The 12,987-nt window shown below is 37.7% G+C and carries 11 protein-coding genes, 2 tRNA genes and 1 rRNA gene; 4 read left to right on the top strand and 10 right to left on the bottom strand.

All coding sequences use genetic code 11. The annotated features are described in order from the left end of the window. Window positions 1–139: 139 nt before the first annotated feature. From tsaD to F7731_RS22415, 7 genes are all read right to left on the bottom strand, one after another. Window positions 140–1,162 carry a tRNA (adenosine(37)-N6)-threonylcarbamoyltransferase complex transferase subunit TsaD gene (gene tsaD / locus F7731_RS22445; RefSeq protein WP_151537029.1) on the bottom strand — a complete coding sequence of 341 codons (1,023 nt, stop codon included), beginning with the start codon at window positions 1,160–1,162 and terminating at the stop codon, window positions 140–142. Next, the gene (rimI, locus tag F7731_RS22440) at window positions 1,162–1,611 is read right to left on the bottom strand and encodes a ribosomal protein S18-alanine N-acetyltransferase (RefSeq protein WP_151537028.1); all 450 of its coding nucleotides are present in this window, start codon (window positions 1,609–1,611) and stop codon (window positions 1,162–1,164) included. Before rimI ends, tsaD begins: the two co-directional genes overlap by 1 nt. Beyond that, window positions 1,604–2,320: a tRNA (adenosine(37)-N6)-threonylcarbamoyltransferase complex dimerization subunit type 1 TsaB gene (gene tsaB, locus F7731_RS22435; RefSeq protein WP_151537027.1), complete on the bottom strand. Its 717-nt coding sequence runs from the start codon at window positions 2,318–2,320 to the stop codon at window positions 1,604–1,606. The genes rimI and tsaB overlap by 8 nt, the downstream gene beginning before the upstream one ends. Then, a complete protein-coding gene (tsaE, locus tag F7731_RS22430) occupies window positions 2,317–2,772 on the bottom strand; it encodes a tRNA (adenosine(37)-N6)-threonylcarbamoyltransferase complex ATPase subunit type 1 TsaE (RefSeq protein ID WP_151537026.1) in 456 nt (151 codons plus the stop codon). Before tsaE ends, tsaB begins: the two co-directional genes overlap by 4 nt. 213 nt (window positions 2,773–2,985) lie before the next feature. Continuing rightward, window positions 2,986–4,500: a CoA-acylating methylmalonate-semialdehyde dehydrogenase gene (locus tag F7731_RS22425; protein ID WP_151537025.1), complete on the bottom strand. Its 1,515-nt coding sequence runs from the start codon at window positions 4,498–4,500 to the stop codon at window positions 2,986–2,988. A 19-nt stretch (window positions 4,501–4,519) separates the two neighbouring features. After that, entirely contained in the window at window positions 4,520–5,872 is a 1,353-nt protein-coding gene (locus F7731_RS22420; RefSeq protein ID WP_151537024.1) for an aspartate aminotransferase family protein, read from the bottom strand. 251 nt (window positions 5,873–6,123) lie between these two features. Beyond that, on the bottom strand, window positions 6,124–7,692 hold the full coding sequence (locus F7731_RS22415; RefSeq protein ID WP_151537023.1) for a PucR family transcriptional regulator: 1,569 nt from the start codon (window positions 7,690–7,692) through the stop codon (window positions 6,124–6,126). Window positions 7,693–7,854: 162 nt separating this feature from the next. On the opposite strand from F7731_RS22415, the gene F7731_RS22410 reads away from it, so the two are divergent. From F7731_RS22410 to F7731_RS22395, 4 genes are read left to right on the top strand one after another with little or no spacing between them, the layout of a single operon-like run. After that, window positions 7,855–9,471 (top strand): amidohydrolase, encoded by a 1,617-nt coding sequence (locus F7731_RS22410; protein WP_151537022.1) that lies wholly within the window; start codon window positions 7,855–7,857, stop codon window positions 9,469–9,471. A 5-nt stretch (window positions 9,472–9,476) separates the two neighbouring features. Next, entirely contained in the window at window positions 9,477–9,680 is a 204-nt protein-coding gene (locus F7731_RS22405) for a DUF3311 domain-containing protein (RefSeq protein WP_281352590.1), read from the top strand. Next, a complete protein-coding gene (locus tag F7731_RS22400; RefSeq protein ID WP_151537021.1) occupies window positions 9,677–11,161 on the top strand; it encodes a sodium:solute symporter family protein in 1,485 nt (494 codons plus the stop codon). Before F7731_RS22405 ends, F7731_RS22400 begins: the two co-directional genes overlap by 4 nt. A gap of 18 nt (window positions 11,162–11,179) precedes the next feature. Beyond that, window positions 11,180–12,406: a Zn-dependent hydrolase gene (locus tag F7731_RS22395; RefSeq protein ID WP_151537020.1), complete on the top strand. Its 1,227-nt coding sequence runs from the start codon at window positions 11,180–11,182 to the stop codon at window positions 12,404–12,406. 285 nt (window positions 12,407–12,691) lie between these two features. Here the strand turns inward: F7731_RS22395 and F7731_RS22390 are convergent. The 3 genes from F7731_RS22390 to rrf all read right to left on the bottom strand — a co-directional run. Next, window positions 12,692–12,768, bottom strand: a tRNA-Asp gene (locus F7731_RS22390). A gap of 3 nt (window positions 12,769–12,771) precedes the next feature. Continuing rightward, window positions 12,772–12,845 (bottom strand) — tRNA-Met (locus tag F7731_RS22385). Between the two features lie 29 nt (window positions 12,846–12,874). Beyond that, a 5S ribosomal RNA gene (gene rrf, locus F7731_RS22380) occupies window positions 12,875–12,987 on the bottom strand; the annotation flags it as partial.

Genomic DNA, 12,987 nt, shown 5'->3' with positions numbered 1-12,987 from the left:
ATATAGGGCTTCCACAGACTTTTCCACATTATCCACAAAAACCACGTTTTTTATCCACATTATACACAGAAAAATTGAATAACTCTGATTTAATCCACAGAAAAAGCCCCTATTTTAAAGGGACTATTCTCTCAGTACTCTAATTGTGGATAGTTATATCGAGACCTGGATTAGCATTCAGAGCCATTGTGGATCGAACACCTTTTTCAAATAGAATACTTCCGGCCGCAGCGATCATTGCCGCATTATCTGTGCATAATTTTAAAGGAGGGATAACTATCTCTACATTAGGCAATTTATCGAATGCTTCCTGCAAAGTCTTACGCAAACCTTTATTGGCAGCAACTCCACCAGCTAACAACACTTGTTTTACTTTATATTCTTCAACTGCTCTAAGAGTTTTCGTTACTAATACATCAATTACACTTTCCTGAAAACTCGCAGCTAGGTCCTCTGGGGATATCTTTTCACCACGTTGCTCAGCATTGTGGACAGTGTTGATAACCGCTGATTTTAATCCACTAAAACTAAAATCATAGGAGCCTTCCTCTAGCCATGCTCTTGGCAGATTTATAGCTGGATTCCCTTCTTGGGCAAGTCGGTCAATATGTGGACCACCTGGATAAGGCAAATTTAGCGTTCTTGCTACTTTATCATAAGCCTCTCCAGCAGCATCATCCCTCGTCTCGCCAATTACCTCAAAATGCCCATGTTCTTTCATATATACGAGCTCGGTATGCCCTCCTGAAACTACGAGAGATAGCAGTGGAAACTTCAGCTCTGTTACAAGCCGATTCGCATAAATATGCCCTGAAATATGATGAACACCCACTAATGGAATGTTATGCGCAAAGGCAAGCGCTTTTGCTGCGTTTACACCAACTAACAAAGCACCAACAAGCCCTGGGCCTTCTGTCACTGCAATAGCGTCCAGATCATCAAAGCCAATATTCGCTTGCCTTAAAGCTTCCTCAAGTACAATTGTAATTTGCTCCACATGATGTCGCGAAGCAATTTCGGGTACCACACCGCCAAACCTTTTGTGACTTTCTATTTGAGATGAAACAATATTGGAGGCAATCTCTTTTCCATTTTTTACAATGGCGACGGATGTTTCATCACAGCTTGTTTCGATACCCATTATCCATTGATCTTTATTCATTATAAATTCACCCACATTACTAATGCATCTTCTTGATTATCTAAATAATATTTTTTTCGAATGGCGCCATCTTGGAAACCTAGCTTCCGGTATAGGGATTGAGCAATATGATTAGATACTCTAACCTCAAGAGTCATCGATTTAGCTCCCTTTTCAGAAGCCACCTCCATGACTTGCTTCATTAATGCTTCCCCTAGTTTCTTCCCTCTGTATTCGGGCAAGACAGCAACATTTGTTATATGTGCCTCATCAATAACCACCCATACTCCACAGTAGCCAATAACTTTTCCTTCATCCTCTAATCCAATATAAATTGCAAACTTGTTTTGCAAAAATTCATTATGAAATGCTTCTTTAGTCCATGGGAGCGTAAAAGAAGCTTGCTCTATTTCAAATAATTCATTTACATCATTTTCATTCAAAAAGCGAAAGGTGAAGGAACTAGTCATGGTTTATTTCCTTCTTCTCTTTGTTTGCTTTTAGCCAATTGGTTTCCGCCTCAGCTAAACGAATATAATTCGGTACAAAGGTATGGATATCTTCCCCTTCTTTATCCCGGCCTATTAAGGCAAGCTCAGAAGGACGAGGATTCTGCTCCGTGATTTCGGCAAACACAGCTTGATCGCCCAAAACTTCTTCAAAAATGGAACGATGAATCGGCAAATCATTTCCGATAAACAGAATTTTTCTTTCTTGTTCCTTTAATTTTGGAGCCCAATCTGCAGATAATAAAAGCTGATCTTCCTGTAAAGTATGGAGGTGTCCATTATCAAATTGGTAGAGTCCTGTATAAATTTGTCCTCTCCTTGCATCAAACAAGGGAGAAATGACACCTTCAAAATAACGCCCTGCCGTAGCTGCACACACCTCTAGACTTGATACGCCAACTAATGGAATATTGAGTGTCCAAGCTAAAGTCTTCGCAATCGTAACTCCAATTCTTACACCAGTATAGGAGCCTGGGCCTTTGGCAACCACTATTTTTGAGAGATCCGCAGGCTTAATATCACAATCCTTCATTAATTGTTCAATGGCTGGCATCACTCTCACAGAATGATTTTTTTTCAAATTCGTGATATACTCTCCCTTTACATAATCACCATCTAATAATGCTACACCTAAAGTGTAATTAGATGTATCGATTGAAAGCACCGTCATAATATTATCTCCTTACATAACTCCTCATATCTTTTACCCTTTGGTTCTAAAACGAATTGTCTTGAGCCATTTTCACCTAAATAAATATAAATAGTTAACAATTCACTTGGAAGCTGACCTTCTATTAAATGGGCCCATTCAACAACCGTAACCCCGTCACCTTCAAAATATTCATCAAAACCAAGATCCTCAAAGGAATCCTCCACCCGATACACATCCATATGATAAAGAGGCAGCCTGCCTTGATATTCCTTTATAATTGTAAATGTCGGACTGTTCACATTGCGTTTAATTTCTAAGCCATGAGCCAGTCCTTTCGTAAATGTGGTTTTCCCTGCTCCTAAATCACCTTCTAAAGCAATAACATCTCCAGGACACAGATGCTTAGCAAGACGGTTAGAAAATTCAAATGTATCATTAGGGTTTGTCGAAATAAACTCATATCTATTCATAGTAAGTAATCACCGTTATTTTTCTTAAATTTATGATTTGACTTAGGACTCGTCGAATATTAGAAAAAAACCTTAGGATGTATCCCTAAGGTGTATTGTTCTTATATAGTGTACATGATTTTAAACACTTGAGCAAAACAAGCTTAAAAAAACAAAAAAAAAGAAGAAGGGATTGCTCCCTCCTCCTTGTAATATTGAGATATTTAGAACTTATTAATTATTGCTTGGGAATGCAAATGACATGGTTTTGTCTTCACTTGTTGATAGCCAGCGTTCTGAAACCACCTTTGATTTTGTATAGAATTTTGCTTGATCTGGACCAAACATTTGTCCATCCCCAAATCTTGAGCCTTTAAAACCAGCAAAATTATGATAACCGACCGGAATTGGAATTGGAACATTGACACCGACCATTCCTACATCAATTTCAGTTGTGAATTTCCTAGCTGCCAGCCCATTATTTGTAAAAATCGTTACGCCATTTCCTAGTTCATGCTGATTGATTAATTTGATTGCTTCATCTAAGGAATTTACACGTACAACATTTCGAACGGGACCGAAGACTTCTTCATCGTAAATTTCCATGCCCGGTTTTACATGATCAAGCAAAGTTGGTGCCAAGAAGAATCCTTTGCTATTTTTTGTAATGTCTTTATCACGACCATCACAAATGATTTTTGCACCTTCTTCTTCACTACGATCAATAGCTTTTAAAATGCTTTCTTTTGCTTGCGGAGATATTACAGGACCATAATCGGCATTCTCTGTATAAGCTCCCACTTTTAAGTTATCAATCTTTTCTTTTAAAATTTCTACTAAACGATCTGCAGTTTCTTGTCCTACTACCATTAATGTAGATATGGCCATACAACGTTGGGAGGCAGCCCCATACCCTGCACTTATGAACGCATTCGCAACTTGTTCTAAATCAGCATCTGGCATGACTACCATATTATTTTTGCCACCGCCTAATGCCACTACACGTTTTCCATATTTAGCGCTTGTTTCATAAATATAATGTGCAACAGGTGTAGAGCCAACAAATGAAACTGCCTGTACCGCAGGATTTTCGAGCAGTTCATTAACCGCCTCTTTATCTCCATTGATTACTGTCCAAATACCATCTGGAAGCCCTGCTTCTTTCCATAATTCACTCACAAATAAAGCTGTCATAGGCACTTTCTCAGATGCTTTTAAAATAACAGCATTTCCGACTGCTACCGCCATGCTCGTCTGGGCTAGCGGCACCATAATTGGAAAATTAAATGGAGAGATTGCTGTTACGACACCTAGCGGATATTTAGCAGAATACGCATTAATTTGCCCGCCAACATTTACTGAGTATTCGCCCTTCATTAAATGAGGAGCATTGATCGCTAAATCGACAGATTCTAATCCGCGGGTAATTTCTCCCAATGCATCTTCTTCTGTTTTTCCGCTCTCCGTACAGATTATCTCAATTAATTTATCTTTATTTTCCGTTACCAAATGCCGGAATTTCATTACAACTTCTGCGCGTTTAGCTACTGAGATATCACGCCATGCAGGGAATGCAGCCTCTGCTTTTTTAATGGCCTCTTTCACTTCCTCTGCTGAAGCTAATGGCACCCTAGCAATGACTTCTCCGGTAGCAGGATTGAACACTTCGGAGAAACGGCCGCTTTTTCCAGCAGTCATTTTTCCATCAATAAAATGTGTAAGTTCTTTTACGTCAGTAATGTTTGTCATCTTCGTAATCTCCTTTCACTTATAAAGATTCAATTGCTTGCACTAATCTTTCAAGAATGAAATCCTTTTCCTCCAAGGTAATGTTTAATGGTGGAGATAGTGTTAATACATTGTTATACCCAGCAACTGTCACACCGTTTTTCCCAATAATCAGCCCTTGTTCTTTACATTTTGCAATTACTTGATTGACTTTCTCTACAGGTAATGGATTCTTCGTGCTGCGGTCTTCTACTAGCTCAATTCCTATAAGTAATCCTTTTCCTCGAATATCTCCAACATAAGGGCAGTGTGATATTTTATCTTTTAACTCAGTTACTAAAATCTCACCCATAATGGAAGATTGTTCAAATAAATTTTCACGATCCATAATTTCTAGGTTTTTCAGTGCAACTGCACATGCCGCCGGAGATCCCCCAAATGTATTAACATGACGGAAAAAGTCATAGTTGCCGTTCTTGGTGAACTCTTCATAAATTTCTCTCTTTACAGCTGTTGCAGAAAGTGGCATATAAGCGCTCGTCAGCCCCTTTGCCATCGTAATAATGTCAGGCTGTACTCCATAATTCTGATGCCCGAAGGCTTTTCCTGTACGTCCGAAGCCACAGATGACTTCATCTACTATTAATAAGGCGCCGTGCTTCTCACAAACTTCTTTTACACCTTTTAAATAATTATCAGGAGGCATAATTACTCCTCCGCCTGTAATAATCGGTTCCAAAATCATGGCAGCTATCGTTTCTGGGTGTTCCCATGTCATGATTTCGTCTACTGCCTTAACAGATGGTAAATCGGCCGCACTCTTATATCCATCCTCATTGTAACGATACTGATCTGGTGCTTTAACATGAATAAATCCTGGCGCTAATGGTTCGTATTTATATTTCCGTTCAGCTTGCCCAGTTGCTGCGAGTGCGCCCATAGAATTTCCGTGATAAGCGCGATAACGCGAAACAATTTTATAACGCGTTCCTTGCCCTTTTTGCTGGTAATACTGGCGAGCAATTTTAAACGCTGTTTCATTAGCCTCTGATCCGCTGTTTGAGAAAAACACAACGTAATCTCCGCCCAATAATTCACTGATTTTCTCGGCTAGTAAAATCGCCGAAGGATGACTAACACTTAAGGGAGTATAATTGTTCTCAAGAAGCTGGTCATATGCGGCTTTTGCAATTTCTTCCCTTCCATAACCAACGTTTACACACCATAATCCTGACATGGCATCTAGATAACGATTCCCCTCAATATCCGTCAGCCAAGCTCCTTTCGCTTTTTGAATAATGGTGGCAGCTTGCGGGTTATATGGCTTCATTGCATTCCAAAGATATTTCTCATCTTTTGTGACTAAACTTTCAGTAATATGAACATTCCCCATTTGAGTCACTCCTTTAGAAATTTATTACTATCTGCCTTAATTGTGACGTTTAATATCAAGATTATCATCAGACATAATGTAAAATGTTTACTAAATACTGTTTCACATATTGACACTTTGTGATGTTAGCCCAATTAATTGGCAGATCAACCCCTTGATATGAAAGGAATCGAAATTGATAAAAGAAGAGGAGCGAATATCTGCTGAAGATTCAAAATTAATGATATAAAATCCTGCAATTTGAGATTCTCCTAGTCTGTAAACTGGAAGTTATATTGAGTTGCAAGCAGCATTATTTCAACAGCAAGACGCTTAGGCGGAAGCGTATAATCACTTCCTATTAAACTTTCAATTTTAGCTAAGCGATGATATAAAGTTTGACGGACAATAAACAACTTCTCTGCAGTCTCTTTTTTTAAACAATTACATTGCAGATAAACTTGTAAAGTGACAATCAGTTGACCATTATTTTTTGCATCGTATTCATAGAGAGGCTTTAAATATTTTTTAGCTAAATCCATAATTGCTTTGTTTTTTTGCAGTTGAAGAACTAATTGATGTATGTAAAGATCGTCATAAAAATAAGAAAGTTGAAGTGCGTTATTGCGGATTAATAAGGTGTCATGTGCAGTATCGCAGCTTTGATTCACTAATTTATAATCATTAACAATCTGCCCGACAGCAGTAGTGACCGATAGATTTATATAATTATTATTCTTTCTAAAGTTCCTGATTTTCTCGATGCAATCTATGATACGGTGCTTTATATCATGTCCATATATATCAGCAATAACATAAATCAGCTTTTGTTTTTCTTCTAGTAGAAATAAAACGAACCCTTTATTTTCAAAGATATTGCGGGAATATAATTTATAATAATTTAAATCATATTCTTTTTTTGTATTTTTTATCTGATCGATTAATACAAAATAAGAGCAATTTAATAAATTATGAAAACCTTCTTCCTGTAAGAAGTTAGTTATCACAGAATCTTCAATTGTTCCATTTAACCAAGACTCCAATAACAGGCGGGAGTGAATGTTTTGTTTCTCTTCTATATATAGACTGCGCAGCAAATATTGCGATAAGGCAGTAACAGTTCTATCAAGGATTAATAATTCAAACTCATTTATTGTTCGTTCCTTTGTGAAAATACATACTTCTCCATAACTCTCTTCTAATATATTTACTTCACATTTGGCGAAATGATTTCCTTCTCCACTTTGTTCGTATTGATCCCTTAAGTTCTTATATACGTGATGTTTTTCATTTGGAATAAATAATGGCTGCTGTCCGTTAATGATAAATACAACGTTAACGTTTAAATATTTGTAAAGCTTCATTAAAATATGTTCATAATGGGTTATTCTCAATGTTAATTTATTTATTTCTTGTGAATAATTTTCAAGCCGTTTGATCATTTCATACTGTTGATTAATTAACATACTATGTATTTCTTGTGTTATTTCGATAAATGGAACTATTTCATTAAACACAATAATCGGTAAATTATGCTGATTCGCCAGCTCGATCACATTATTTGGAACAGATTGAAGATGTTCACCAAATTCAATACATAAAGCGGCTGCTTCTTTTGTAATCAGCTGTTCTACAAATTTAAATAGAGTCTCTTCAGATATTAGCTGAATTCCCGTTGTTAAAATCAATTCATTTCCCTTAATTAAGGTGCCGATCTCTTTCGTTTCTAGTATATGAACCCACTTAATCGTATTCAATATCCCGCCATGACCAGCTATCACTTCTGCTTTTTGGAAATGGTTTCTATCAAATAAATCTTGAACTTCCAGCGAATAAGACATATTTTACCCTCCCCAGAAAAAGGTTTTACATGCTTTATACAGAAAATATAACATAATGTAAAACGTTAAAGGGAACTTCTTTACATTATGTTCATATCAAGCTGTTAAAAAGCTATGCTATATTTTTTTTATAACGTTATTTGTAACAAGGAGGATGAGCCAATGACTCAGATAGCTTTATTAAATGGCGAAGTGATTACAGTTAATAGTAAAAATGAAGTCTATGAAGCATGTTTGATAGAAGAAAATAAGATTGCAGCAGTAGGAACAACAGAAGAAATCAAAAAACTCATTACAACCTCGGCAAAAGTCATTGATTTGCATGGAAGATCTGTTTTACCTGGTCTTATTGATGCTCATATGCATCTTTTTTTATACGGCAGTACATTAATGCATCTTAACTGCAAAGACCCTGCGATTAACTCAATTGAAGAGCTATTGCATAAATTAGCCGAAATTGTCGAAAAGACTAAAAATGGACAAGTTATACGCGTTTTTGGCTTCAATGAGTTAATGGTACAGGAACAACGTTACCCCACAATTCAAGAACTTGATAATCTCACACAAGAGCACCCCATCGTCATAACCCGTACTTGCGGACATATCGGCATGGTTAATTCAGCTGCCTTACAATTAGCCGAAATAGATTCAGCAACTCCTGATCCACAAGGCGGAACGATCGAAAAAGACAGCAACGGAAAATTAACAGGCCGCCTCATCGAGAATGCCTTTTTACAATTTAATCAACATGTAACTTATAGTGATGAAGAATTATTTAATGCGCTAACAAAAGCGCAAGAACAATTATTTGCACATGGAATAACAAGTGTTCATGATGCAGGAGGATTTGATGAAAATAGCTTTAGAATTATGCAAATTGCGTCAAATAAGAAGCTAATAAAAACTAGGATTTATGCCATGATCGGCAGTCTGAATGATTGCGAGAACTTTACTAAAAACATGTTAACAGCCGGTGTAATAACTCATACAGGCAATGACTTTTTCAAAATTGGACCTGCTAAACTATTCACCGATGGTAGCAGTACAGGACCGACAATCGCTACTCGTGAACCTTATACAAGTGACGACAATAATTACGGTTACTTGATGTACTCAGAAGAAGAACTTTATTCCATCTTCTCCTTAGCTCATCAAAAGGGATATCAGCTTACTGTACATGCCCAGGGGGATAAAGCAATAGAGCAATATTTAAATGTCATTGAAAGATTACTAAATGAATATCCACGCGAGGATCACCGCCATCGTGTTGAACATTTAGGCGTTTGTCCTCCAGACTTGCAGGAAAAAGCCAAGGCACTAAATGTTATTCCGATTCTCAACCCTTCTTTCCCATATGAATTCGGAGAAAGTTATATTCGCAATTATGGTGAACGAACTCATTATATGTATGCCGCAAGAGATTTGCTGAACCATGGAATAATCACCGCTGCTGGTTCAGATGCACCTATAACAACAGTTAATCCATTTGTTGGTATTTACACAGCAGTTACTCGTTTAACACGTGAACATACAGCTTTTGGTCAAGACCAAAAAGTTTCTCTAATGGATGCAATTCGTATGTATACGTATAACGCTGCCTATGCAAGCTTTGATGAGACTGCTAAAGGAAGCATTGAAGTAGGGAAATTGGCGGATTTAGTCATATTAAACACTTCCCTCTTAAACTGCCCTATGGAGGAGATTCCCCAAGTGAATGTAGATTTAACAATGCTAGATGGTGAAATAGTCTATGCAAATAAATCTAAGATTGGAGTGTGAGGCAAGTGAGAAAGTATGCACAACTATTACTCCTTATTCCTTTCATAGGAATGTGTGTCCTTCTACCAGTAGCTAATCGCATTGAACCCTATATTTTAGGAGTGCCATTCTTATTATTTTGGATCGCCGTTTGGATGATTCTATCATCTGTTATTTTGCTCATCGTTTATAAATTAGATCCAGCAAATGAAGGAAGTGAAGTAGAATGAACAGCGCCTTACTAATTATCTTTTTCGTTGCTGCTGTTGCCTTATACTTAGGAATTCGTGCAACCCGCGGAAAAGAAATGAACGTAAATGAGTTTGCAGTCGGGAACAAAGGGTTCGGAACACTGTTCATTTTCTTATTAATTGCTGGCGAAGTTTACACCACATTTACTTTTTTAGGCGGCAGTGGTTGGGCATATTCAAATGGTGCAGCAGCCTACTATGTTCCAGCCTATATTTGCCTGGCTTACGTGCTATCCTATTGGATTATTCCTAAGATTTGGCGTTTCGCAAAAAAGCATGAGGTTATTTCTCAGCCACAATACTTTATGAAAAATTATAACAGTAAAGCTCTAGGTGTTGTTGTAGCTTTCATTGGTTTAATCGCTCTTGTTCCCTATATTGTAATCCAATTAAAAGGATTAGGAATTATTGTATCCGAAGCTTCATATGGAGTCATTTCGCCGTTAATCGCTTCTACTATCGGTGCTGTAATTGTCACGATTTATGTTACGGTCTCAGGGATCCATGGATCTGCCTGGAATGCAGTATTAAAGGATATCATGATCTTATTTGTTATCGTCTTCTTAGGCATCTATATCCCGTATCATTATTTTGGCGGCATACAGCCTTTATTCGAAGCCGTTCAAGCAGTTAAACCAGAAGCTTTAACCTTCGCAGCTGAAGGCTATAGTACGCCATGGTTTATTTCTACTATTATATTAAATGCATTTGGTTTTTACCTGCTGCCGCAATCTTTCACTGTCGTAATATCAGCTAAAAGTGAGCGTGCTTTAAAGAAAAATGCAATCACTTTGCCTCTGTATACGATTTTAATATTATTTGCCTTCTTTATTGGATTTGCAGCGATTATTCAAGTGCCGGGATTACAAGGAGCAGAAGGTGACCTATCGCTGCTGCGACTTACGATGCAAACATTTGATCCTTGGTTTGTAGGGATTGTTGGCGGGGCCGGCCTATTAACTGCTTTAGTACCGGTATCCGTTATGGTTATGTCCGGAGCAGTCGGGCTAATGACAGGTTTTTATAAGTTAATTAAGCCGAACTCAAGTGATCGCCAGCAGCTTACAGTATCTAAATTATTTGTTCTATTAATTATATTAATCGCTTATGTTTTCACTATTTTTGGCGGAAATGCATTGGCTATTTTAAACATCATGTCATATGGCTTAATTACACAATTAGTACCAGCCATGCTTTTTGGTTTCTTCAATACGAAGTTTATGAATAAATACGGCGCTATTGCTGGTATTTTAACAGGCGTTTCGATCGTATTGTTTAACGCAATAACTAAATTTAAACTAATTAACATTTTCCCAAATATTCCAAGTGCCATTAATGATATTAACATTGGATTTGTAGCAATTGCGGTTAATATTTTTATTGGAGTAAGTGTTAGTCTCCTAACTAACGCAATCGTGGAAAAAGAAAATGCTCGGGTAACAAAAGAAGTTGCCCAATAATTTAGGGAGGGATTTCTTATGAAACAGTGCAATGCTAATCGGCTTCAACAATTAATTGAATTATTTAGTGAGTATGGCAGAACAGAAAACAACGGAGTAACAAGACTTTCATTATCCGCCGAAGATGTTGCCGCAAGGAAGAAGTTCCAAGAATTATGTGAAGAACTGGAAATGGTCGTAACCTATGACGATATGGGGAATATATACGCAACATTACCTGGGAAGAAGAACTTGCCTCCTATCGTATTAGGTTCTCATTTGGATTCGGTTATCAAAGGCGGGCGTTTCGATGGTGTCCTGGGTGTCCTGACTGCTTTAGAGGTTGTTTATACAATTAAAGAAGAAAATATCGAATTAGATTATCCCATTACAATCGTCAACTTTACTAATGAAGAAGGAGCTCGATTTGAGCCATCCATTATGTCTTCGGGTGTCCTATCAGGCAAATTTGAAAAAACGAAAATGCTTGCTTCAACAGACACAAATGGCATTTCATTTTCTCAAGCATTAAATGAAAGCGGTTTCCAAGGTCCAGAAAAAAATCGTTTGCACGAAGCTAGCGCTTTTATTGAATTGCATATTGAACAAGGACCTGTACTGGAAAGAAATAATTTAGATATTGGTGTTGTTGAAGGTGTACTTGGAATGGTTTGCTATGAAATCTCTGTCTATGGAGAATCCAATCATGCAGGGACAACCCCGATTGGCATGCGCAAAGATCCAATGTTCACCGCTGCCAATTTGATTGTAGATATACAAAAGCAGCTTCAAAGACTAGATTCGGAACTTGTCTACACAATCGGACGTATAAATGCTTATCCTAATATTCATACTGTCATTCCTTCAGAAGTAACCTTTACTTTAGAGGCGAGACATCAGGATCCTCAAGTAATTGCCGAAGTAACAAGAATCGTAAATGAATTGCCGGGAAGCACAAATAACTGTTCGATAAAATCGACCCGCCTATGGGATCGAGACACAGTTGACTTTGATACAGAAGTGGTTAATTCTGTAGAAGATGCTTGCAAAGAACTAGGGTATAAAGGAAAACGGATGTATAGCGGCGCTGGACATGACGCACAATTCATCGCTTCTTATATCCCAACAGCAATGATTTTTGTCCCAAGTGTAAATGGATACAGCCACCGTGAAGATGAACTAACTTCTTATGAAGACTGCGCTAAAGGAGCTAATGTTCTACTTAACGCTGTTTTAAAATTGTCTCGAAAGAAAGTAAACTCTTAAGGTGTAGCAAATTCCTAACTCCTCTTATTATGCTAACTTCTAAAAACGTAAAAGAGCCCATATAAAATTGAATGAGACTTTTTTACGTTTTTTGAGTTTTTATCACTTCTACCTTGTTATACTTATCCCAATGTTTATGTTCATCAACAATATTCTTCTTATAAATATTGTTCTCCATTGCACAAAAATACCACAGCCTTAGTGACTGTGGTAGATAAAATTTTATTCTTTCTTATCTAAAAAAAAAAGACGAAACCTTGTTTCGTACTTACTTAAACATATAAATGGCGGTCCGGACGGGACTCGAACCCGCGACCTCCTGCGTGACAGGCAGGCATTCTAACCAACTGAACTACCGGACCATATTGCGGGGACAGGATTTGAACCTGCGACCTTCGGGTTATGAGCCCGACGAGCTACCGAACTGCTCCACCCCGCGATAATATTATTTATAAAAAATTTAATACAGCCTAGCGACGTCCTACTCTCACAAGGGGACAGCCCCTAACTACCATCGGCGCTGAAAAGCTTAACTTCCGTGTTCGGGATGGGAACGGGTGTGACCTTTTCGCTATCGCCAC

This window comes from Cytobacillus depressus, from assembly GCF_008923245.1.
Lineage (GTDB): Bacteria > Bacillota > Bacilli > Bacillales > Cytobacillaceae > Cytobacillus > Cytobacillus depressus.
Note: the sequence above shows the minus strand (reverse complement) of the source record. Positions and strands in the feature narration are given on the sequence as shown.